This is a genomic window from Bradyrhizobium lablabi (genome assembly GCF_018131005.1).
Taxonomy (GTDB): domain Bacteria; phylum Pseudomonadota; class Alphaproteobacteria; order Rhizobiales; family Xanthobacteraceae; genus Bradyrhizobium; species Bradyrhizobium lablabi_D.
Genome location: NZ_JAFCJK010000008.1, coordinates 278,444 through 301,069, shown reverse-complemented (window position 1 = coordinate 301,069; position 22,626 = coordinate 278,444). Strand labels below are relative to the sequence as shown.

Here is a 22,626-nt window from a genome sequence, read left to right as displayed (position 1 = left end):
AACCCGGCCTTCGGAGAGTGCGATATAGCTGCATGTTGGTTCATGGTCTAGTCCCCCTTGCCAGCGATCTGCAGTCGCTTGCGACCATCCGCAGCGGCCTTCATCTGACCGGCGTTTCGGCCCAGCGATCGAGTTCGAGCACGTCAGCCGTGGTGAACTGGATCAGGGTCGCGCGGCGGCGCTCGCAGGTCTTCTTTGGCTGGCACCAGATGCCATTTTTGCCGTCGCGGTGCTCCGGCCCATCCTGACCATCATCCGCACCAAGTCAGGCGTCGCTTGCGACAACCCACGCAGGCCACGGCACATGACCGCGATCCGGGATTTCCAGGTCTCTGTTCTTCTCGAACGGATTGGCTTTGACGACTGAGCGGGATGGCCCAATCCCGGATGGTGCCGCCCACGGACGGCATCTGGTTCGCCATCACCAGCCTTTCTTTGATCGCGTCGCGCAAGGTTCGGACGACGATCGGCTCGAGCCCGCGCGCCCAGAGCATTTCCCAGCCCTCACGGTCCTCGCAGCGCCGCATGTGCACTTCGCAGTTTGACCTCGTGCCTTCGGAGTTTCTCTTGAACGCATCGCTGTCGCGATGTCGAGCGATCAGGTCGCTGCTTTATTGCAACCGTAATAGGACTCCGTCCGTCTCGTAATGCTGGCGTCGCATCGGGCGCTTCATATGCAACGGCAGCGCGTCAAATATTTCTGCGCTTCTCGTGGTCACATCCATGCTTCTCAGATGAGAGCACTGAAACATGAACATCAGAACCGTCCTGGACTTATTCGATAATCAGGTTAGCTCGGCGCCAGATGGAATCGCTCTCGTAAGTGGACAGGCGCCCCTGACCTATGGCGAGCTAGCGGCGCGCAGCGACGCGGTCGCTCGCTTCCTGCTGGAAAACGGAGTCAAGGGCGGAGCGCTCGTTCCCATCGAAGCGACGCGCTCGATCGACTATATTGTGGCCATCATCGGCGTTCTGAAGGCCAATGCGGTATACGCTCCCATTGACCACAAACACCCCATTGAGAGAAAAAAGCTCATTCTGGAGCAAATCGGATCGCCCATCCTGCTTAGCACTGCCGGCGAGCGCGACGGCTACGAGAGTGAACCCTTGGACAGGTGGACCCGCGTGAGCGTGGCGTCGTTGTCCGCGAAGGCTGCCGCGAACCGGATTTCCTTGTCGGCAAGACCGTCCCCGGCAGATCCGATTTATGTCATTTTCACATCGGGCACGACCGGTGTACCGAAAGGTGTCGTCGTCGAGCACCAAGCGGTGACCAGTCTGATTCAATGGCATAACGACAAATTCGAGGTCACATCAGCCAGCCGCCATACCTTGATGGCCGGCCTGGGTTTCGATGTCTGCCAGTGGGAGATCTGGTCGCCACTCTGCGCGGGAGCGACGTTGCATATTCTGGACGATGAAAAGCGGTTGGATGTCGATCTGCTAACGGATTTCTATCGCCGGAACGACATTACGCATGCGTTTGTGCCGACCGTGATGGTCCCAAACGTGGTCAATGCCACCCGCAATCGCGATAGTTCGCTAACGTACCTGTTCACGGCGGGCGAAAAGCTGAAGCCAGTCGATACTGAAGGTGTCTCTTATTCGCTAATCGACTATTACGGGCCAACAGAGGCCACGATCTTCGCCACTGTTCATTACGTACCAGGTTCTGCGTCAGGAAAACCGGAATCGATCGGTCGCCCGGTTACCGATACGGAGATCCTTATTCTTGACGAGGAGTTCAAGGAGCGGCCTCGAGGGGAAGTCGGCGAACTGTTCATCGCCGGCTCTTGTCTTGCACGCGGCTACCTTAACAACGAGGGGCTGACACGCGACAGGTTCGTACCGCACCCCACCCGATCCGGGGCGCGTATGTATCGCACAGGCGACCTGGCTCGGTGGCTGCCCGACGGAACCGTTCAATACCTCGGCCGCGGCGACGAGCAGGTAAAGATTCGCGGAAACCGCGTCGAACTCGGGGAGATTGAGTCGTTTCTCGCCACTCAGCAAGGGATCAAAAAGGTAGCCGTTATCGTGACAGGCGGGGACGCCGATCTCGCGAGAGAGGTTGTAGCTTTCCTCGTGACCAATGGGGCGACCGCCCCCTTTGCACAAATTGTCGAATCGATCAGGGAGAACGTGCGTACACATCTGCCTGACTACATGAGACCGGGGCGCTACATCGAACTGCGCGACATGCCGCTTACCGTGAACGGCAAGACCGACAAAGCGGCATTGCGCGCGCAGTTCGCTGCGGGATCTCCAGCGTCAGTCGACAGCCGTGCGGACCCGAATTCCATGGAGCGGCTTGTTTTCGATGTGTTCCGTACGGTGCTGAAGCACAGCGACTTTGGCCGCCGAGACAGCTTTTTCGACGTAGGCGGACATTCCCTGCTAGTTGCCGAAGTGGTTTTGACGCTCGAGGAACGGCTCAACAGCAAAGCCTATATGCGCGACGTGTACCAGTATCAGACTGTGACCGCGCTTGCCGCACATATCCGGTCGCGGATGCAAAGCGAACGACTACCCGAGATCGACGCGGAGCCCATCCACGAGTTGCGCAACGATATCGAGCTTCCGGCCGGAATTGTGCTGAACAGCCCGTTTGATATCGACGCGTTGAAGCGGCCCCGCCATATTCTCCTGACTGGCACGACCGGATTTGTCGGTGCCCATCTGCTCTCCGATCTGCTTGCGACGACCAACGCTGTCATCCATTGCCCGGTGCGGGCGCCCAACGATGCCGAAGCGAGGTCGAGGATCGACGACAAGCTCGCGACCTACCGGATTGGGATCGAGGATCGTAGCCGGGTCATTGCGTACGCTGCCGATCTTTCGCTCGCCGAGTTCGGCATGGCACATGGCAACTACATGAAGCTGTCCAGCGACGTCGATGTGATTTATCACTCGGCCAGCGCCGTCAACTTCATTCAACCGTATTCATACATGAAGAAGGACAACGTAGACGGGCTTAAGCAGATCATTTCATTCGCTGCCAGCGACAAGCTGAAGGCGCTGATCCTCCTGTCAACGATATCCGTCTACAGTTGGGGGCATCTGCACACCGGCAAGACGGTCATGACAGAAGAAGACGACATCGACCAGAACCTCCCCGCCGTCCTGACGGATATTGGCTATGTGCGCAGCAAATGGGTGATGGAGAAAATCGCCGACCTTGCAGCCGCGCACGGATTGCCGCTGATGACATTCCGGTTGGGCTATGCGACGTTTAACAGCCGCACAGGGCTGAGTGCGAGCTATCAATGGTGGGGGCGCCTAGTCGAAACGTGTATCAAATTCGGCGCCATACCCGATCTACGCGATCTGCGCGAAGGTCTGACGACCATCGACTACATGACGCGCGCCATTGTCCATATTTCAAGGAATCCGGCGGCCCTTACCAAAAAATTCAACCTGATTCACTCCGACGAAAACAATCTTACGTTGAAGCAGTTCTTTTCGTTGCTTGAGCCTCACGTCGGAGTGAAGTTCGACGTCATTCCGTTCGCGGAGTGGCTGGGCAAGTGGAAGGACAACCGCGAGGCGCCACTCTATCCGTTGCTCAGCCTGTTCAGGGACAATATGTACGACGGACGCTCAACGGTGGAGCTGTACCAAGACACCTATCGCTGGGGCTGCAAGAACGTGACGAGCTTTCTCAAGGGGAGTGGAATTGAAGAACCGAGATTCAACGACAAAGAACTGACTCGGTATCTTGAGAATTCAATCGGTTTCGTGGCGACGGCATCCTAGCCCTCCGGCGCCGCTGTGTCGTGCCGCCGGAGGCCTCGCTTCTTTCATCGAGAGTGCCCTGCTCCGTCCAAGCACGCGTTCCGCACCCTGTCGTAATCACCCGATGCCGATGCTGCGGCGCTTGTCTCCCAATAGGCGGCACGCAATTCGTGCTTCATGAGCTTGCCGAATCCGGACAGCGGCCGCCTCGCGAACGCACTTCCAACTGTCTCGAGGTGCCGGCGAGCCCCACACGCCCGCGTCGGCCGAGGCTGTCGTCAGACAAAAATTCAGGCCCGCCGGATATCATCCGGCAGGCCTGATCGACTTCGATTCTGTCCCGCTCCGTGATGCGGTCGAACGTGGTTGCTCGCGTGCCGCTCTTAGTCCGCGGCCTTCAGCGCGACCGCCAGATCACGCACAGGGCGCGTCACCAGCGGCTGGAGATCAAAGCGCTGTTCCAGCAGCTTGAGGATCGACGTGGTGTCATAGTCCTCATGCGCAACACCCGACCTGTCGAACTGCTTGGAGATCAGCAGCGTGGGAATACGGGTGCCCGGTCCCCACTTGTCCGCGGCCTCGGCATCGGCACCTTGACGATTGTACGGCGGAGGCGGCACGTGATCCCACTGTCCGCCAAACTCGTCATAGGTGATGATGATCAGCGTGTCCTTGCCATCAGGTCCTTCGACGATCGCCTTGACCAGATCGACCAGATGCTGGCTGCCTTCGCTTTCGCTGGTATAGCCCGGATGCTCAGTCTCCTCGCCAATCGGCTTGATGAAACTCACGTCCTTCAGCGTGCCGTTTTTGGCCGCCTGAATGAACTCCGCTTCGTCCTTCAGGTGGTCCCTGCGGGCCGTCGTTCCCGGCGCATAGCTGGCGAAATAGTTCAGCGCCTGGTGGTGGAACTGAAAGTCGACGTCCGGGCAGTTCGGAAACACCGCCGTGGGAAGATGGTTCGGATCGGTACAGGTCGTTCCGTTGCCATTGGTCCAGCCGGACCCACCGACGTCACCATTGGCATTTGACCAGCCGCCCGCGTACCAGGCCCAGTCGACCTTCTTTGCCGACAGCCGATCGCCGATGTTGGGCGCATGCAGCGGCGGCAGACGTTTCGCGTCTGCCGTGCCGGGGAAAAACGGCTGATAGAACGGCTGCGTGGTGTTGACCGCGTAGTCGCCGCAGGCGAGCCCCGCAGGCAGGCCCCTCTGACCGCATTTCGCGGTCAATTGCGCGTCCTGCACAGTCGCTGTGGGCGTGTAGAGCGGCGTGCTGGTCGGCATGCCGTTGGCGTCAACGATCGAGTGCAGATCGTTGGCGCTGCCGTCGTTCAGCGCGCCGACGAATTGCGGCGCGGCGGCGGCGACCAGGAACTGGTGATTGAGGAACGAACCACCAAATGCGGACTGGTAGAAGCTGTCGGCGATCACGTAATTCGGCGCGCCGCCGCCATGAAGATAGAGGTAGATGGGCAGCTTCCTGGTGTCATAGTAGCCCATGACAAGACCCGCAGCATCGCTGCCGGTCACATAGCGGTTCTGCCGGCCGCCATTGATCTGATACTGCTCGCTGTAGAAGCGATGGACGATGTCCTCCGTGCAGCCGCCGGGCAAGCCGGTGCCGTTGGCAAAGCCATGAGCTGCCAAGGCACCGACCGGCTTCGGACAAGTGGTCGCCGACGTCGGAATGAAGTCGTTGATCTCGAACGGCTGGTTCTTGAACGCGCTCAGGATCGCCACCGAACCGGTGCTGTCGGTGCAGCTCGTCTGCAGCGGCGAGGGCGACGTCAGGTTGACGTCGTTCCGCACTTCCTTCATCCGGATCATGACGCCGTCCTTCTCGAGCGGGCGCTCGCCGTCGCCTATGGCCGTCAGATAGGCGACGAGATCCCACTACGCCGCGCTCGGGCGCATCCTGCTGCCGACGAGCCAACGACAATAGTAGCTGTAGCGTGGACACAAGGGCGACGGGATCATTCCGAAGCCGGTGGGGCAACCCACGCGTCGCTGTGCTGCATAAGGCGGATCAGCGCTTGCGGGTCAAATTTCCGTGCGCCGGGCGGAATCTCAAACGATTGCGCAGGCTGCGGCTCGTCACGGACCCGCTCGACGGCGATCGTTGTCCCATCGGCGGTCCTGACCTGCAGCGGAAATTTGCGATCGCGATCGACCCAGCCGACGAAGCTGAAGCCATCTCCTTCGACCTTGTAGGCGGACATTGTACGTCCGCCGACTGTTCCCTCGCCGGCGCGCTCGCAACGCCACACGGTCAGAGCCGCCGGCGCGGCCAATGCCGCCATCGCGCGCCACTGCCGGCAAGGATCCTCGGGATCAAGCGGGACGAACATCTGCGTAAGATCGCTCGATCGCTTTGCATCCATGAAAACACGGGCGGCCGGACGGACGAAATAGGCTGCAACCCTCGCCGCATCGACGAGCAGGAAGCCGTCGGGAAGCGCCGTCGTCTCAATCCGCGCTTTGCCTTCCGACACAAGCAATTTGCCTATGCGTGTCGCGCTCTCCCCCTTCGTGGCGACGAGATCGGCCGAAAATTGCTGGGCGCCGGCCGGCATCGTCGTCAACGCAAGGCCGACAACGGCAAGCAGGCGTGCGGTGACGTTCATTCCTGGCGGCATCGTCTGCTTGCGCTTCATTGCTTGCACTCGGCTTTCAACTCTTGAGGAGGCGGAGACATGGCAGCGCCGATCGAACCATAGGTTCGGCCGGCGCTGATTTAGGACTTGCTTCTAGGCGAGGCTACGCTCACTCGGTGTAGGACAAGGTCACCGGCTTGCTGAAGTCGAACGCATCGAAGAGATCGGCGAGCGCCGGACTGTTGGTCGGCACATACTCATTGTTCTTCGAGTACGTCGGGTTCGGCAGGTTGTCGCGGCTGCGGTTCGTGAGCGGCTGGAGATTCCAGTTGCGTTCGATGAACTTCAGCAACGAAACGTGGTCGCCGTAGTTGTGGTAGATCTTGCCGCCCGTCGAATAGGGCGAGAGGATCAGGATCGGCAAACGCGGTCCGTCGCCGAAGAAGTCGATCGACTGGGTATAGCCGGAGTCCCAGTAGCCGCCGGCCTCGTCCCATGTGACGAACACAGCGGTCTCGGCCTTGAGTTCGGGGTTATTGTCCAGCGCATTGAGCACGTTCAGGACATAGGCCTCGAACAGATCCACCTTCGAGCTCTCCGGATGGCCATCAAGCAGGGTGTCCGGCTTGCCGAACGACACTGACGGCAGCTTGCCTTTCTCGATCGCCGTGATCAGATCCGCGGTGTCCTTCATATGGGCCTGGCGCACAGCCGGATTGGCCATGATCGAGGTCGCATACTGGAACGGATTGCAGATCTGGCAATTGTCGACTCCGAGCGCGTGCGCCGGATCGGCGAGCGCGGCGGCGTTGAGATCGGGCTTCGATGGGTTGGCGGCAACCGCGGCGTTGGACAGCACCACGGCGTCGTTATACGCGCCACCATAGAACGCCCAGGAGATATTTTTCTCCATCAGCGCATCGCCGATGGTCCGAACCGACGATGGCGGAAGGCTGTTGCCGCCCGCCAGCGCCCCGTTCGGCAGATATCCCGGGTCGGTGTTGTTGAGCATGTAGTAGTGGTTGGGCTTGCAGTTCGGCTCAGCCGCATACGGCAAGTTGCTGAGATAGGTGACGATCGGCTTGACGCCGGGCTGGAACACGTCCGAGCAATCGCTGAAACTGCCGTCAACCGTGTAGCGATTGACCGTACCTGTCACCGGATTTGGGTTGGCGATCAAGTTTGCCGGCGGCACCGTCGGATTGCCCTTGCCGTCGCTCCAGAAGGCCGCATCGCCGGTGCCCAGCATGAAGTGGTTGGCGCCAGTACCGCCGTGGAACGACTGGTGGAAGTTATCACCGAGGGTGAAACGGTCCGCGAGCATCTTCAGCACAGGAGCCTGACCCTGCTGAGCATTGTAGAAGCCCATCGAGTTGCCCATGCTCTTGTTGCTGCTCGAATAAGTCGCCATCACGAACGGGAACAAATCGTTCAAGCACCCCGAGTTGTTGCTCTTGGTCGCATTGGCGGCGCTGCAGTCCTCCTGCTGGACGTCCTGATAGAAGCGATGACTGGTGTCGCCGGTGTAGTCGTCGTCGCTGATCTGCTGTCCCTGCAGCGGGAATGGTCCGCTCAGACTGCCGGCGCCGGGAACGCGAGTATCAAGAACGTTCTTCGACAAATTGCTGAAACCGGTCGTGAGGATGTCGAGATCGCTGGGATCCATGTCCTTCTCGACACCGGCTTCCGCGATGGTCTTGAACGGAGCCGACGTGTCGCTCTGCGCGCTCGGCGTGCCGGCGGTGTTTGGCTGCGGCATCGTGTTGGTCGCGTTATAGGGCGACTTTGCGATCGTCGGCGCGCCGATATAGAATGAAGGCTGGCCGGCAACCGAAAACTGCTGAGCCTGAGAGAAGTTCGGTCCCGGCGTTCCGTCTTCGTTGACGATTCCCTTCGACAGCAGGTTGGAGATCGTCTGCTTCTTGCCCTTTGGCTTGTAGATGCCGAACGTGTGGTCGAGGCCACGGTTTTCGCCAATCAGGATAATGACATGCTTGATCGGCGAAGCGGTCTTCGCCTGGTCGGAGGGATCCTTCCCCTGGTCGCCGTGATCGTTGTTGCCCCCGTTCTTGCCTGGGTCGTTGTTCTGTCCCTCATGGTGATTGTGATGAGGACGCTTGTCCCAATCACTTCGGCCGGCCGAGTATTGAGCGGCGTATGCCGCCGTTGCGACGAGCATAGTGGACACGGCGCAGATCGCCGTGCTGGTTCGCCAACTCATCTTGTACTTGAAAGTCATTTTCGACCTCGTGGTGGTTGCACTTAGCGACACATTGCCTAATGCGACAACATGACGCGCGCTTATCGTTGGCGTGAAAGCGCGCAAGAAACTTCGAACGATTCAAATTCGCGGCGAGGACATCGCAACGCTCACTCGCGATGATGCACAGCGGGTCGCGCGCCGGCCGCAAATGCACGAACGAGCGCGGCGAAGCAATTGCTGCGAGCGTTGCGCAGCGCGGTCCTACATTGCGTTGATGATTGTTAGTGAGGCAGATGCTTCGACTGCATGACTTGACGAAGCGCGGCGAAGTGCTGGTCATGCACACTCTGATTGAACAGAGACCAGGGCTCGGCGCTCGCCAGCAACGCCGGAACCGCGGCGGCCATCAGATAGCGATAGTTCCTGAACTCCGTTGCCGCGTCGGCATTACGTCCGGCGTCGACGGCCATCTCGATTCGCCGAAGCGTGAGCACGAGTTCCTTCAATCCGCTGCGCGCCAGCACGCGCTGTTGCTCGCCGCCTGACACGGTGGTGTTCTTCCGATCCGGATATCGCTCGGTGAGCTCGCGCAGCTCCCGGCCGATCGTATCGACCGCCAACGCAACAGTTGCCTTGTCGCCGGACGGTATTGCCGTCGCGAGCACCGTGTTGAAGCCATTGATCTCTTTCAGCGTTGCACCCGCACCATCGCGCTCGAAGGGCAGCAGACCGTCGCCGACGGCTGTGAGATAGGCGACGAGGTCGCGTTTGTCCTGCACCGACAGGCCGAGATCGAAAGTGCGGTCGAAATGGTCAACGACTTGATCGAAATTGCCGAAGCGACCATCGTGAAAGTACGGCGCGTTGAAATCCGCGTTACGCAGGGTCGGCGTCTTGAACATGCCGCCCGAACCGACGTCATGCTGCTGGTGATCGACGAAGCCGCCGGACGGAACGTGGCAGCCTGCGCAGCTCATCGCCGCATCGTGCGGAAACGGCTTCGAAAACAACACTTCGCCGCGGCGCTCGGACTCGCTCGTTTGGGCGACCAATCGCCCGCCGGGACTGAGGCTTGGATTGGGCAGGAAATCGATATCCTGAATGTAGGCCACGATTGCATTGACGATTGCCGACGACGGCTCGGGGCCATCGAACTCGTTGGTGATGACATTGTGCACGAAGTCGCGCAGCGAGGCGAAACGGCCATCGGCACCATAAGGCGCGAGATATCGGGCGCCGCGCAGGCTCGGAATCCGCACGGGGTCCAGTACGAGATTGTTTGCCTTCGGATTGAACAACGGGCCCGTCGTATCGAACGTTCCTGGCCGGCTCGACATCTTCGGCATGAAGAACTTGGCGTTGCCCGCGCCATTGACATGGCAAGTGCCACAACTGATGCCGGCCTGCCGCGCCACCTCCCCGAGTAGCGCCGGCGAGTTGAATGCGAGGTCGCCGAGATTCACGAGATATGATTTGACGCCGGCCCGCTCCGACTGGAACACTTCACGCGGCTTGTCGAGCGCATCCTCGTTCAGCTCGGTCGTCGCGGGCAATACGGTCTGGTTTCCATCGACCGGAAAAGCCAGCGCGCGCCCGAGCAGCACAGTAGCGATGAGGGCGGAGGCAAGCCCTGCCAGCCGCAGCCGGACCAGGGTCATCGCACCTGCGCCTCCAGCGTCGGCCGCCGCAGGCCAAGCTTGGCTGATGCGAGTTGCAATGCGACGACGAGTTCCTCGCTGGCGCGGCGCAGATCGGGAATATCCACATGCGGCAGGTCCGGCGTCGCAACGATCGCGTGGAGCTGGTCGATGCGGTTCGTCACCAATTCATCGAGCTTTCCTTCCGCCGTGTTGAGTGCAGCGGAGAAGATCGTGCGATAGGCGAAATCAATTCCGGCAATGTTGTTTCGCATGTCGTCGAGCGAGGTGCCGCTGATGCGAGATTCGCCCCCGTCCGCCTTGCTTTCCCCGACTTCGTAAGCGAGCCGCGCGGTGCCGTCCAACAGGCCTTGCGGCGTGAGCTTCATCTCCCTGAGCTTGGAGTGGAGATCATTCAGGTGCTCGACAAGTGCCGCGGCGTCCGCATCGACGTCGGTCGAACCGGTGCCGAACAATTTCGCCTCGATGGCGTGGAAGCCGCTGTCCGCGTTCGGCCAGGCGTCGATCTGTGCATCGAGCTCAGGCACGAATCCGGTGGTAAACACTTCCGAGCGCTCCCAGCCGGCCCGCGCCGAAAGCCAGGCTCTCTTTGCGCCGCCCAAATCACCCGCGGCGGCGCTTTCACGCAGCGCGCGCGCTCCAGCCAGCGCGCTGCCAATGCCCTCGATCATGTAGGGCCGATAGCGCTCGGCTCCCTCCTCGAGAACGCCGGCGTTCGCGGAACGCCCGCCAACCAGCGCCGATACCACGGCAAGGCAGGCTACCACTCGCATCATGCTCATCATCGCCCCACTCACTCTTGCCGTCGAAGAACGCTCGTCCCGCGCCCGCCAGAAATATTGTCGGCTTCCTATGCGGTTTTGTGACAGATGGACGGATTGTCGCAGCTTTCCGTAGCGGCGTTCTTTATCGACGATCACATTGTCGAAGGCTCGCGGCACGTACATCGCGGATCAATCGGACCAAGCTGTTGGGAGCGAAGGACTGCTGCAATATGCTTCTCAAGATCTAATGACGCGCGGTCTGTGCTGCCCGCGCCGTGATTGGGACGAGACGAACTTCACCGCTGCCCTCCCTCCCAGGCGCCGGCATCGTCATGACCGCGCCCTGCTCGTCCTTCACCATCGTGACTTCACGTCCCTGGATCGTCCGCAACGTCCAGCCCTGAAAATCCTCACCGATCTTCAGGCGGAGTGCGGCCTTGCTCGATTGATCAAGAAATATCCCGAAGCTCTCGTCGTCGCCCGCAATCGTGCCGACGAGCGATAGCTGCGGCGGCTCGGCCTCAGCCTTTCGCGGCGATGGCGGCCTCGACACGACGGGAGCCTCGGCCACCGCGGGTGGCGGTGGCCGCCGCGATGGCGAGAACACCGGGCGGTCGCGCGTGTTGGACAGTTTTGCCAGCGGAATGGCCCACAACGGATTGGCGCTGAGCGGCCGCGCCGCAGCCGGTTCCTGCGGCGGAGGCGCCCGGACCGTCGTCACCGGCTCGGACGGCTGCGGCGAGGTCAACACCGGTCCGCCCAAACGAGTGTCGTCGAGCAGGCCCGCGTCCAGCGCGTCACCGGACGGATCGGTCACGGCGGCCGGCGCGGATTGGAGCGACAGGCTACCCACGGCAAGGACGGTCAGGAAGCGTCGTATCATTTGGCTCCTCGCCATTGTCCGGACACGCCGAGCAACACACGCAGTTTGCGTGGCTCGCTCTTTGCGGCTTCCTCATCGGCGGTGGGCTGCACCACCAATTGGTCGATGAACAGGAATGGCATGCCGGCTTCGAGGTCATAAAGCACCTGCTGCAATTGTGCCTGCTCGATCTCGCAGCTTGCGATCATGCTGATGAATCCGGCCTTGGTTGGCGTCTTGGGAACGTCGAGTTGGGTCGACAAGACGTTGCCTCCGAACCGAGTGACCGCACCCGATACCCGCTGCAGCAGCGTGGCGCCGGCAACCGTCACGGTTGCGCCCTCGAGATACGCCGACCCCGTCGGCACCGCGGCCTCACCGGCCACACTGTTGGCCTTGGGCCGGCGGCCCTCAAGTTGCTCCAGCAACGCCGCGGACGCCGCCACGTCTGCGCGCTGTCCGACGATATCTGACAGCAACGATACCACCAGGAATAAGAACACGATCATTAGTCCGACATAGCTGCTCGCCGCGACCAACGGCGAGGTGCTGATACTCATGAGCGATCTGGTCGAAGCATTCATGAGCCGGATCCGAAATAAGCCGTGATATGGGCTTCGACGTGGAAACGCTCCGTGGACTCGTTCGCAGCACGCGTGGTCGGCGCGAAAAAGGTGGCGCGGGTGAACTGCGGCGACTGTTCCATCAGACGGATCAGTGATGGAGCATCCGGTGTCATGCCGACGACCTGCATCTTGTCTCCCTCGATACGCAGTTCCGTGACGTAGGCCGTGTCAGGCAGCACGCGCGACAGCGCTTCCAGAACCATGACGCTCGACGGCGTGGTCTGCTTGCGCTTCGCGAGCAAGCCCAATCCGGACGCGGCACCGTTGGTATCGACGCGCAGCGCGGCGCGGCGCTGGGAAATCCTCTGCTGAAGCTCTTCCTGCTCCGACTGCAGCCATCCGCCGACATAGATGTCCAGGAACAGTGCGGCGGCAGCGGCAATCCCCGCGGCGACCAGACCGACGCGCAAAAAGCGGGGCACTTTCGGTCCGGCCAGACCACGCAATTGTCGATCGAGCAAGGTCACGTGGACCGGCTCACCGCCGCCGGCCACAGCCGGAACCGAAATAGCAACTGACATCGCGCCAAGCGTCTTGGCCAGTTCCACCAGTGGTCGGACCTGCGTCGCCGATGTCGCGCTGAACGCGACCTCGATGCGGTCGTTGGAGATCGGCTGCGGCGGGCTCCAGCCGAACACAGCATCGGCGGCCGTCCACGGCGTCAGGCGGTCGACCTGCGCGCGGATCATGCCATCGAGGAATTCGGCAGCCCGGCTCGGGAAATCAAGCAGACGGGTCACCACTCGATCAGGCAGCAATCGCACCTCGATGCGGGCTCCATCAAACGCGGACCGCAAATGCGCAGGCAATGACGGCTGCGGCGTATCGCGATCGAGACGGAACGAACAAGCGTCCATTCCGGCATTGTCCTTGGGCGCGGCGATATTGGCGGTGAAAGCGCCATCGGCGCCTTCTTCGAGCAATATGCCGCGGCTATGCGCAAAGCGGCCCGCGATGCCGTCAAACGCGGTTGCAATGGCCGCGATCCACTGCTCAAACCATTGTCGGGCCTCGGCAAACATTGCCATCACCTGCTCCCGCGAAGCGAAACCGGATGTCGCAATTCAACGGCGTCCTGCCAGGACAGCACGCGATACGGCTCGACCTTGTCGCCGAGGGCGAACACCACGGCCGAAGTCGTGTGCCGACCGTTGCGGAAACGGATGTTTGTCTCAACCCGGTAGCACGGGCTCTTTGCGGTCGACGCTGGGTTTGTAGCGGCTGCAGATTGCGACTTCGCGGCGGCGTCGTTCGGCGAAGCCGAGGGGTTCCCCGACCAGTCCTGCTGGTTCGCGGATTTGTCCTGCGTGGCGGCAATCGTCTCCGGTGCAGCGATTGCCGGATCGACGTCAGGAGAGCCGTTGAACACGGTCACGAACGGCAGGGCGCGATCAACCAGCACCGCTGGCAGGCCCGCAACCAACGCCAACTCGTTGACATGCGTGAACAGTCCCTGCCGTGGGGAATAGCCGAGTGCGTTGTAACGCGCCGCCTCCGTGTTCTCACTGCCCTGAACCGGGCGGGTTCGCCAGCCAACGATCCGATCGGCATATTCGGCGGCGGCGTCCCTTCGGGCGCCCAGCACCACGAACAGCCGGGCCAACGTATCCTTCGGCGCGTAATTCAGATCGATACGCGCCGCCTCCGATGTATAGGCGACCTCGACGCTCGCCTCGTCGAGCTGAAAATGAAGCGCACCGCGTGGCGGCCTCACCTTCTCATCCGTTAGCGTCAATTGATAGGCCGCCAGTTCCACGCTTGCCGACACCAGCGCTTCGGTCTGCAATGCCAAGTCGTTGGCGGCCAGCGCCCGTGCGGAGGCCGAGAGGTAGGCCGCGAAGATCATGGCCAACGACGACAGCGCCGCAAGGAGCCAGAGCACCGCAACGATTACGAAGCCGCGCTCGGAGACGGGACGGCGCATCCTGCCGATCAACGCCATCACGTCTTCCCCTGATCTGCCGTATCCTGCTTCCCCTGCTCCGCGGTATCCTCCGCATTGCGGTCACGGTCGGCGCAGTTGCCGTCCGGCTTAGTGCAATTGCTCGGCAACTGAACGTGGATCGGCGCAATGGTCGAGACCGACAGCACCCGTTCGCTCACGGCGTCGCGCACTGTCAGCCGGATCATCGCCGGCAACCTGTCGGCGCCCTTCCATACGTTCTTCCAACTCCGGTCGGGGCCGGCATAGGCGAACGACAGACGATAAGGCGCGCGCAGCAGCACGACGGGATTGCCGAACTGCGTCTGTTGCGCCAGCGATACCCCGTCCGGAAGCGGCGTGAAGCGCGCCCGCGAGCGCACAGTAACAAATTCACCGCGATCCCTGGTTTCACCGAGATGGACCACGTCGAGACCCGGCCCCGCATTCGGTCCCACTGCGGTTCGTACGAACATGACCGACAGTTCCGATCCCTCGAACAGGGGACCGTGCGAGTCGCGGGTGGCGGGAACGAACTCAGCCGCGGCGAGATCGGCGCCGATCCGCTCCAGCGCGATGCCGGTCAGCTCATTGCGCTGAATCCGTTCGAAACCCCTGTTCCAGCTCGGGAGCCATTGCGCCGTGATGCTTGCCAGCGCCGAGAGTAACAGGCCCATCAGCGCCAGCGCGATGATGGTCTCGATGAGCGTGAAGCCTCGTTCCTGCGTCCTGGTCGTCGCCACGGTCATTCGGATGGCCTCCGCATCAGGCGGACGGTGCGAATATCGGACATGGTCCCGCCGGGCGATCGGACCCGGATCCGCACCAGCTCGGGGGTCCAGTCCGTCTTTGTGTCGGAAACCGCCCAGCCGTTGCCGAGAGGAGCGACATCGATAACCCATCGATAACCCTCCGCCTGGCCCGTCGTCGTGCCGGGGCGCAATTCCGCGCGCGGCGGAATGCCGACCGTCATCAATGTGCGTACCGCCTGCATCAGCGCCACGTGTTGCTCCAATGTTCGCACGCCGCGCGTGTTGCCCGCCATCACGGCGCCGATCGCGACGATCGAGACGGCCACCACCGCCAGCGCCACCAGCACCTCGACGATGGTGAATCCCGCCTCGGGGTTACTAGTTGACGGCGATGTCACGGGTGACAATCTCAACTCGTCCGGTGAGCCAGTTGACGCGGATTTCATAGCCAACATCGAGCCGCGTCAGCGCTATGGAGCCCCCGCACGACCCACCGTCCGCAAAAAAGCGAATGGTCGACAACGCATCCTGCCGATGGCAGGTTCGCGGCAACAGGGCGTCGAAGCGCACATCGTCCGGGATGCGGACCATCAAGCGTGACGAGCCGGAATGGATCACGCGACTGGACGCGTCGACCAGGGTTGCGACGCTGGTGCTGCGGTCGATGGCCGCGGTTCGATCGCGTTTCAGCAGCGTCGCTGTCTGCAACGCATAGGCCTGCAATCGCGATCGCGACGTCTGGGATGGAATGAAGGGAAGCAGCACGGCAGCGATCAGCGCGATGATGGCGAGCACGCACACCATCTCGAGAAGCGTAAAGCCGCGTTGCGTGGTCTCATTCATCCTTGGCTGCCGTCGTCTTTTCCAGGGAAATGTCGGCGGAGGTGCCGCTGCCGCCCTCCTGACCGTCGGCTCCATAGGAGACGATGTCATAGGGCCCGTGCTCGCCCGGCGACCGGTAGATGTATGGATGGTTCCAGGGATCGCTCGGAACATTGCCGCCTTTCAGATATGGCCCGTTCCACGCGGCCACCCCAGGCGTCCGCCGGACCAGCGCGGCAAGTCCTTCCGCGGTGGACGGGAAGCGGCCGGCGTCGAGGTAGAAGAGATCAAGCGCGCTCGAGAAGCTTTGCAACTGAATCCGCGCGGTCTTGACCCTGGATTCGCTGAGATAGTTGAGAACGCGCGGACCGATCAATCCCATGATCAGACCGATGATCGCGATCACCACCAGCATCTCGACCAGCGTGAAGCCATCCTGGCCGCTGTGGCGGCGCCACCCGCGCGCTCGCACGCTGGCGCCTGCGCGAGCCGAAAGTTCTGCAACGATGGTCCTCCGCGATATCATGTTCGGTATCCCTCCCTAGCCGACAAGCTGCGTCACCGAGAGCAGCGCCGTCATGACAGATACGATCAAGCCACCGACGACGGTGCTGATCGTGATGATCGCAAGCGGCCCGACGATGCCTACGACGCGGTCGAGGCTGCGCTGCAGTTTCGTTTCGTAGAATTCCGCGACGCGCCCGGCCAGGACCGGCAATTGCCCGGTCTCTTCCCCCAACCGCAACATGCGGACCGCCATCGCCGGCAAGATGTCGGCAACCGCGAGCGCCTCAGACAGTTTGCCGCCGTGACGGACACGATCGGCCGCGGCCGTCCAACTTGCTTCGCTCCCCGTCGCCGCCATGATGTCGACGAGGATGCGCAACGCAGCCGTCAGGTTCACGCCGCTGCCGAGCAGGACGCCGAGATTGCGACAAAACAGGCTCGCGCGGTAGAATTGAAAGCCGTTGCGAATGCCGGGAAATCGCGAGATCGCGCCGACCAGCGCTGCACGCGCGCCGGGTTGCCGCAATAGCCACCACGATCCCCCAATGGACGCCGCGGCGGTCAGACTGGCAGCGGTGGCATTGCCACGCAGGAAATCCGACAGCTTGAGGAAGGTGGCGAGCGCCGTATCGGACTTGCCGCCGAAATCCCCGAGCACGGTCGAAAATTGCGGCAGCACGAACAGAAGGAAGAACAGCATCACTCCGCAAGCGGCGATCAGCACGAAGGCCGGATACTGCATCGCATCCGTCAGCTTGCGCCGCATCTGCTCGGAACGTGCTCGCTCCGCGCTGAGCACTTCCAGCACGGCGTCAAGCGTGCCCGAGACCTCGCCGACGCGCACCAGCGCGACATACATCGGCTGGAACAAGGCCGGGTGGCTGGCCACCGCGTCGGCAAAGCTTTCGCCGGTGAGCACAGCCGCTCGAATCTTGGCGACCACGGAGCGCATCCGACCGACGTCGGCGTCATCGGCCAACAGTTCCAGTGCATCGTCGAGGCGCGCGCCGGCCTTGAGAAGAAGCGCGAGATCGCGCGTGAACGTGGTGACTTCGGCGGCGCTCGGACCGCCGAACATGCGCCCACCACCCGCCGCGCTGGAGGCGCGCTTGTCCTCAATGGTTTCGATCGGCAACAGCCGGAGATACTCGATCCGGCGCGCGACTTCGGCCGCAGTGGGCGCGGAGATTGAGCCGTTCACGACTTCGCCGTTCTGGGTCAGGGCTCGGTAACGGAAATTCGGCACGTCGTCACCGCATTGTCGTGACGCGGAGAATTTCGGCGGGCGACGTCAATCCCGCCCGGCATTTGGCAACGCCGTCGTCGAGCATCGTCGTCATGCCGGCGCGGATTGCCATTTCGTCGATCTTCAGTCCGTCGGCTTGCTCTCCGATCAATTCGCGCAGACCGTCCGTCAGTTCGAGCAACTCGAAGACGCCAAGCCGGCCGCGGTAGCCGGCCCCGCCGCAACGTTCGCAACCGCCGGCCTGCTGGATCGTCTCGCCGACACGGAATCCGAGCGCGGCAAGTCTCGGGTCCTCTTCGAAATCCGCGGCCTCGAGCGGTCGTCCGGTCTTGCAGCGTTCACAGAGGTAGCGAACCAGCCGCTGCGCGATCACGCCACGCAAGACCGAGCGCAGCAGATAGCCCTCGACGCCGAGGTCGAGGAGGCGCGGGACCGCAGCCGCCGCCGTCTCGGTATGCAGGGTCGTCAGAACCAGATGGCCGGTCAGTGCCGCATGGACCGCGACGTGGGCCGTCTCCGAATCCCGGATCTCACCCAACATGATGACGTCGGGGTCCTGTCGAACGAAGGAGCGCAAGGCCGCAGCAAATGTCAGGCCGATCGCCGGCTTGACCTGGGACTGATTGATCCCGGGGATCTCATATTCGACTGGATCCTCGATCGTCAGGATCTTGCGGATCGGCTCATTGAGGATCGAGAGGATCGTCGCGAGCGTCGTCGTCTTCCCGCTCCCGGTCGGCCCCGTGATGACGATCATCCCGTGCGGGAGCTTCAAGAGCCGCCGAAGCTTGCTCTCGTCCGGCGCCGAAAACCCCAGCTTCTCCACGACCAGCAGTCCGCGGTCCTTCGGCAGAATGCGGATGACGGCGGATTCGCCGTGCTGCGTCGGCATGATCGCGACGCGGATATCGATATCCGCGCGCCCGGCCCGCAGCCGCGCCGCGCCGTCCTGCGGCAGGCGGCGCTCGGCGATGTTCAGATTGGCGATGATCTTGATACGGGAAATCACCGCTTGCGGCAGCACGCCGGACAGCGCCGCGACCGGCCGCAACAGCCCATCGATCCGCAATCGCACAATGAGGCCCGATGAAAACGGCTCGATATGGATATCGCTGGCGCGGAGTTCGACCGCTTTCTCGAGCAGATCGTTCACGGCGCGAACAACCGGAGCGCCGCTGGCGAGGTCGCGAAGGCTCTCTATATCGTCCTCGCGCGGCAGTGCCGACATGGGCTCTGCGCCCTGGCTTTCGTCCGCGTCGAGACGCTGGCCAAGCGCGACGCCGACGTCTTCCGATGAGGCCACCTTGATCGCGACGCCGGTGCCGAGCACGATCTGCGCCGCGCGCTGCGTCGCCTGATCGGCCGGATCGACGACGGCGAGCGTCAACGTTCCATCGGGCGCCTTATAGGGATACACCATGGTCTCGCGCAAAAACCGCTGCGAGAAGGATGCGACGAGAGGATCGGCCGCCATCATCTCCTGCAGCGTCACGCGCCCAAGCGAGAAGAAGCGGGCGGCCTCGTCGGCAAATTCTATGGGCGATAGATTCGTGATTTCCCAAAGCTTGACATGACGATGGTCCGCATCCTGGCCGGCCGAGTGGTCAACCGACGCCAGATGCTGGTTCTGGCGGAGGTAGTCCACGAACTGCACGGACAGATCGTTGGCCATTCTTGTTTTTCCGCCACACCAGTTCCGCGCGGCTCGCACCGCGACGCTATCTTGCCGCTGCACGTAACGCCGGCCGGGCAAGGTTATCAATCCGAAGTATGACAGTTGTACGAATCGGTTTTTATCTCCTCGTTCAAAAAAATCTGAGAAAGAACTGATCGCGGCAGGATCTGCAGCTAGTTGCGCTGTGTTCGTCGCATCGCGACGTGCGAAGCAGAGCGACGATCATGTAACCAATTTATTTCTGTCATCTTCGCTCGCTAATGGTTTGCGCGGACAGGGACTGGTCGTCACAGGCGACTTGAACTTCACCCGGTCGAGTAAAGGGCATGAAGCGCGTGGGTAAACTGGGCCGCGAATCGACGATCCGTGGCGGCCTCGGGGCCGCGTTCGCCCTGCTGTCGCTTGGGCTGCTCGCTTCCTGCAACTCCGCAACCGTCGGCGACGCCGGCGTGGACGCATCTCAGCTCGATATCGTCGACAAGGTCCGCTCGCTGGACTTGTTGCCGCGCCAGTCCCAGCCCGTGAATGGGATCGCGACGACCGCCAACCGGGGCGGCACCGTTCGCACGGCGATGTATGAAGGCTCCGACGTTGAAACCGTGTCCAGCGAGCGGCTCCAGGCGACCGCGAACGGCAACGGGTTCGATTTGAATTTTGAGAACACGCCGGTGGCGACAGTGGCCAAGGTCGTGCTCGGCGACATCCTCCGCGTCGGCTACACTATCGATCCTCGCGTACAGGGCACGGTCAGCCTGGTCTCGGTTCGCCCGGTACCGAAGTCCGACATCGTCTTCGTGCTTGAAAATGCCCTGCGCCTCAGCGGCATCGTGCTGCTGCGCGACACTACGGGCTACCGCCTGACTCCCCTCGGCGACGCCGTCGGCGGCGGATCGGTCGATTCCGCGGGCGCCTCGCCTGAGCCCGGGTTCGGCGTCTCCGTCGTTCCGTTGCAGTACGTGTCGGCGCAGACCCTGTTGAAGCTGATGGACAGCTTCGCCACCAAGGCCGGCACCGTGCGCGCCGATGCGTCTCGGAATCTGATCTTGATTCAGGGCACCGGCGCTGAGCGCCGCGCCGCGGTGGATACGGTGCTCAGCTTCGACGTCGACTGGATGCGTGGCCAGTCGGTCGGCATCTTCCCGATCTCGAGCGGCTCGCCGGCGCCCATCATCGCGGAGTTGGAGAAGATCGTCGATTCCGGCGAGAACGGCCTCAGCCAGAACGTGATCAAGTTCATGCCGATCGCGCGGCTGAACGCCGTCATGGTCGTAACGAAGAAGCCGGAGATGCTTCGCACGGCGGCGACCTGGATCAAGCGGCTTGATCGCAACGACGTCGCGCGGACCACCGTCCACGTCTATCGCGTCAAATACGGCGATGCCCGCCAGATTGCGCGGGTGCTGACCGATATGTTCCTTGGCGGATCGTCGTCAAGCCTGCTCGATAGCGCCGACAGCCAGATCGCTCCGGGGTCCGAGACGACCACATCTTCGAGCACCGACCGGCTGTCGTTGAACAGCAATACGAACGGGTCGAACAGCTTTGGTTCCCGCACCGGCACCGCCTTGGGTAACGGAGCCATTCTGGGCGCCGGTGCCGGTCTCGGCGGACAGCCGGCCAACGGCAGCCAGGGGCAAGGCGGCGCCGCCGCGCTCGACAACGGACACGGTTCCGGCGGCAACGGTCAACCGGTGATGCAGGACGTGCGGATCACGCCGGACGCCGTAAACAACTCGCTGCTGATTTACGCCGACCAGGCCAATTACCGCACCATCGAAGCAACCCTGGTACAGATCGACCAGCCGCAATTGCAGGTCGCAATTGATGCGACGATCGCCGAGGTGACGCTGAACAATACCCTCTCCTACGGAGTGCAAACCTACCTGACCAGCCGAAATGTCGGCCTGAAGCCGAACACGGGCTCCATCCTCAACACCCAGGCCTTGACGGGCCCCGCGACTACGGTTGACCCGACAACGGGCACCGCATCCGTCGCCGGATCGGTCACGAACGCGTTCATCAATCGCGCTTTTCCTGGCTTCAACTTCCTGATCGGGTCTGAAACGCAACCGAGCCTGATCCTTGACGCGCTGCACGCGGTCACGAGCGTGAAGGTGCTCTCCAACCCGTCGCTGGTCGTGATCAACAACCAGACGGCGACGCTGCAGGTCGGCGACGTCGTCCCGGTATCGACCGGAAGCGCGACCGTGCTGACAACCAACAATACGGTGGTGAACACCATCGATTATCGAAACACCGGCATCATCTTGCGGGTTTCGCCCCGTGTCAGTGCAAACGGCAACGTTCGACTGGATATCGAACAGGAAATCAGCAACGTGCCGGTGGGGAGCTCGGGCAGCCTGACGCCGACGGTGTCCGAGCGACGGGTCAAGAGCCAGATTTCGATCGCAAACGGGCAGACGGTCCTGCTGGCCGGTTTGATCAGTGAGCAGCAGAACGGCACTCGCAACGCGATCCCCCTCATTGATCAGATTCCCGGCCTCGGCGATGCCTTCGGCCATCAGGCGAATACCACTCAGCGTACCGAACTCATCATCTTCATTCGCCCACAGATCATCCGGGACGGTTCCGACGCCCACGTCATCGCCGAGGAGCTCCGATCGCGGCTGCGCGGCGGCATCGCGACGACCTCAACCAATGCTCCCATCACCACCAGCTACCATTGAACGATCCGCGGGCATGGTCCGTCTCCCGCGGAGAGCCTTCATCGCGCTTCTGGCCGCGGCGATCTCGATCGCCGCCCCGACCGTGGCACGGGCTGATACGCTTTCGCGCGGAATCGCGGCCTTCCATCTTGGCCAATATGGTCGCGCGTTACGGGATCTCTGGCCGCTCGCCGACCGTCACAATGCCAGGGCGCTCGGCTTGATCGGCTTCATGTACGAGAACGGTTTCGGCGTGCCGCAAGCCTATGATGCGGCCGCCGATTTCTATACACGCGGAGCCGCTCTGGGCGACCCGTTCTCCCAAGCCATGCTGGGCCTGATGTACGACAAGGGACACGGCGTCCGGCAGGATTTCGTGCTCGCTTATAAATGGCTCAATCTGGCGGCCGCCCATACGAGCGGCCGCCAGCGGGATACCTACGCCAGATTCCGTAATGCGGTCGCGACAAAAATGTCGACCAATGAGATCGTGATTGGTCAACGACTTGCGCTGACCTGGACACCGGCCGTCCTGGTACCGGTGGCCCCGCTCCACTGACACATCCCGCGACCGTCGCGGCCGATAGCCTAAA

At 62.2% G+C, this 22,626-nt stretch carries 18 protein-coding genes; 3 read left to right on the top strand and 15 right to left on the bottom strand.

What is annotated here, in order from left to right; all coding sequences use genetic code 11:
* The first annotated feature begins 750 nt into the window (after nt 1–750).
* Nucleotides 751–3,756, top strand: a complete 3,006-nt coding sequence (locus JQ553_RS25000; RefSeq protein ID WP_212502677.1) for an amino acid adenylation domain-containing protein — start codon at nt 751–753, stop codon at nt 3,754–3,756.
* A gap of 362 nt (nt 3,757–4,118) precedes the next feature.
* Here the strand turns inward: JQ553_RS25000 and JQ553_RS24995 are convergent, their stop codons facing one another.
* The 15 genes from JQ553_RS24995 to JQ553_RS24925 form a co-directional block, all read right to left on the bottom strand.
* Complete coding sequence (locus JQ553_RS24995) at nt 4,119–5,564, bottom strand: alkaline phosphatase family protein (RefSeq protein WP_249144554.1); 1,446 nt, start codon at nt 5,562–5,564, stop codon at nt 4,119–4,121.
* Nucleotides 5,565–5,710: 146 nt separating this feature from the next.
* Nucleotides 5,711–6,391: a hypothetical protein gene (locus tag JQ553_RS24990; protein WP_249144553.1), complete on the bottom strand. Its 681-nt coding sequence runs from the start codon at nt 6,389–6,391 to the stop codon at nt 5,711–5,713.
* Between the two features lie 109 nt (nt 6,392–6,500).
* A complete protein-coding gene (locus JQ553_RS24985; RefSeq protein ID WP_249144552.1) occupies nt 6,501–8,570 on the bottom strand; it encodes a phospholipase C in 2,070 nt (689 codons plus the stop codon).
* A gap of 245 nt (nt 8,571–8,815) precedes the next feature.
* A complete protein-coding gene (locus JQ553_RS24980) occupies nt 8,816–10,192 on the bottom strand; it encodes a cytochrome c peroxidase (RefSeq protein WP_212502676.1) in 1,377 nt (458 codons plus the stop codon).
* Nucleotides 10,189–10,974, bottom strand: coding sequence for an EfeM/EfeO family lipoprotein (locus tag JQ553_RS24975; RefSeq protein ID WP_212502675.1), 786 nt, complete (start codon nt 10,972–10,974; stop codon nt 10,189–10,191). Before JQ553_RS24975 ends, JQ553_RS24980 begins: the two co-directional genes overlap by 4 nt.
* Nucleotides 10,975–11,200: 226 nt before the next feature.
* Nucleotides 11,201–11,839, bottom strand: coding sequence for a hypothetical protein (locus tag JQ553_RS24970; protein WP_212502674.1), 639 nt, complete (start codon nt 11,837–11,839; stop codon nt 11,201–11,203).
* Nucleotides 11,836–12,378, bottom strand: coding sequence for a type II secretion system protein GspM (gene gspM / locus JQ553_RS24965; protein WP_249144551.1), 543 nt, complete (start codon nt 12,376–12,378; stop codon nt 11,836–11,838). Before gspM ends, JQ553_RS24970 begins: the two co-directional genes overlap by 4 nt.
* A 20-nt stretch (nt 12,379–12,398) precedes the next feature.
* Nucleotides 12,399–13,472: a PilN domain-containing protein gene (locus JQ553_RS24960; RefSeq protein ID WP_212502672.1), complete on the bottom strand. Its 1,074-nt coding sequence runs from the start codon at nt 13,470–13,472 to the stop codon at nt 12,399–12,401.
* Nucleotides 13,472–14,386, bottom strand: coding sequence for a type II secretion system protein GspK (locus JQ553_RS24955; RefSeq protein WP_212502671.1), 915 nt, complete (start codon nt 14,384–14,386; stop codon nt 13,472–13,474). The genes JQ553_RS24960 and JQ553_RS24955 overlap by 1 nt, the downstream gene beginning before the upstream one ends.
* The gene (locus JQ553_RS24950; protein WP_212502670.1) at nt 14,386–15,114 is read right to left on the bottom strand and encodes a type II secretion system protein J; all 729 of its coding nucleotides are present in this window, start codon (nt 15,112–15,114) and stop codon (nt 14,386–14,388) included. The genes JQ553_RS24955 and JQ553_RS24950 overlap by 1 nt, the downstream gene beginning before the upstream one ends.
* Nucleotides 15,111–15,515, bottom strand: coding sequence for a hypothetical protein (locus JQ553_RS24945; RefSeq protein ID WP_312015196.1), 405 nt, complete (start codon nt 15,513–15,515; stop codon nt 15,111–15,113). The genes JQ553_RS24950 and JQ553_RS24945 overlap by 4 nt, the downstream gene beginning before the upstream one ends.
* A complete protein-coding gene (locus tag JQ553_RS24940; protein ID WP_212502669.1) occupies nt 15,496–15,960 on the bottom strand; it encodes a type II secretion system protein in 465 nt (154 codons plus the stop codon). The genes JQ553_RS24945 and JQ553_RS24940 overlap by 20 nt, the downstream gene beginning before the upstream one ends.
* A complete protein-coding gene (gene gspG / locus JQ553_RS24935; protein WP_212502668.1) occupies nt 15,953–16,465 on the bottom strand; it encodes a type II secretion system major pseudopilin GspG in 513 nt (170 codons plus the stop codon). The genes JQ553_RS24940 and gspG overlap by 8 nt, the downstream gene beginning before the upstream one ends.
* 15 nt (nt 16,466–16,480) lie before the next feature.
* The gene (locus tag JQ553_RS24930; protein WP_212502667.1) at nt 16,481–17,692 is read right to left on the bottom strand and encodes a type II secretion system F family protein; all 1,212 of its coding nucleotides are present in this window, start codon (nt 17,690–17,692) and stop codon (nt 16,481–16,483) included.
* Nucleotides 17,693–17,696: 4 nt separating this feature from the next.
* Nucleotides 17,697–19,364 (bottom strand): GspE/PulE family protein, encoded by a 1,668-nt coding sequence (locus tag JQ553_RS24925; protein WP_212502666.1) that lies wholly within the window; start codon nt 19,362–19,364, stop codon nt 17,697–17,699.
* Nucleotides 19,365–19,693: 329 nt separating this feature from the next.
* Between JQ553_RS24925 and gspD the strand changes: the two genes are divergently transcribed.
* Nucleotides 19,694–22,054, top strand: a complete 2,361-nt coding sequence (gene gspD, locus JQ553_RS24920) for a type II secretion system secretin GspD (protein ID WP_212502665.1) — start codon at nt 19,694–19,696, stop codon at nt 22,052–22,054.
* 13 nt (nt 22,055–22,067) lie between these two features.
* Nucleotides 22,068–22,592 carry a tetratricopeptide repeat protein gene (locus tag JQ553_RS24915; RefSeq protein ID WP_212502664.1) on the top strand — a complete coding sequence of 175 codons (525 nt, stop codon included), beginning with the start codon at nt 22,068–22,070 and terminating at the stop codon, nt 22,590–22,592.
* Nucleotides 22,593–22,626: the final 34 nt, after the last annotated feature.

Excerpts from the sequence above, each read along its gene's own strand:
- JQ553_RS24925 (WP_212502666.1), bottom strand. The coding sequence starts at position 19,364 with ATGGCCAACGATCTGTCCGTGCAGTTCGTGGACTACCTCCGCCAGAAC.
- JQ553_RS24995 (WP_249144554.1), bottom strand. The coding sequence starts at position 5,564 with ATGATCCGGATGAAGGAAGTGCGGAACGACGTCAACCTGACGTCGCCC.
- JQ553_RS24955 (WP_212502671.1), bottom strand. The coding sequence starts at position 14,386 with ATGGCGTTGATCGGCAGGATGCGCCGTCCCGTCTCCGAGCGCGGCTTC.
- JQ553_RS25000 (WP_212502677.1), top strand. The coding sequence starts at position 751 with ATGAACATCAGAACCGTCCTGGACTTATTCGATAATCAGGTTAGCTCG.
- JQ553_RS24950 (WP_212502670.1), bottom strand. The coding sequence starts at position 15,114 with ATGACCGTGGCGACGACCAGGACGCAGGAACGAGGCTTCACGCTCATC.
- JQ553_RS24985 (WP_249144552.1), bottom strand. The coding sequence starts at position 8,570 with ATGACTTTCAAGTACAAGATGAGTTGGCGAACCAGCACGGCGATCTGC.
- gspM (WP_249144551.1), bottom strand. The coding sequence starts at position 12,378 with ATGAGTATCAGCACCTCGCCGTTGGTCGCGGCGAGCAGCTATGTCGGA.
- gspG (WP_212502668.1), bottom strand. The coding sequence starts at position 16,465 with ATGATATCGCGGAGGACCATCGTTGCAGAACTTTCGGCTCGCGCAGGC.
- JQ553_RS24940 (WP_212502669.1), bottom strand. The coding sequence starts at position 15,960 with ATGAATGAGACCACGCAACGCGGCTTTACGCTTCTCGAGATGGTGTGC.
- JQ553_RS24980 (WP_212502676.1), bottom strand. The coding sequence starts at position 10,192 with ATGACCCTGGTCCGGCTGCGGCTGGCAGGGCTTGCCTCCGCCCTCATC.
- JQ553_RS24970 (WP_212502674.1), bottom strand. The coding sequence starts at position 11,839 with ATGATACGACGCTTCCTGACCGTCCTTGCCGTGGGTAGCCTGTCGCTC.
- JQ553_RS24990 (WP_249144553.1), bottom strand. The coding sequence starts at position 6,391 with ATGAAGCGCAAGCAGACGATGCCGCCAGGAATGAACGTCACCGCACGC.
- JQ553_RS24915 (WP_212502664.1), top strand. The coding sequence starts at position 22,068 with ATGGTCCGTCTCCCGCGGAGAGCCTTCATCGCGCTTCTGGCCGCGGCG.
- JQ553_RS24960 (WP_212502672.1), bottom strand. The coding sequence starts at position 13,472 with ATGGCAATGTTTGCCGAGGCCCGACAATGGTTTGAGCAGTGGATCGCG.
- gspD (WP_212502665.1), top strand. The coding sequence starts at position 19,694 with ATGAAGCGCGTGGGTAAACTGGGCCGCGAATCGACGATCCGTGGCGGC.
- JQ553_RS24975 (WP_212502675.1), bottom strand. The coding sequence starts at position 10,974 with ATGAGCATGATGCGAGTGGTAGCCTGCCTTGCCGTGGTATCGGCGCTG.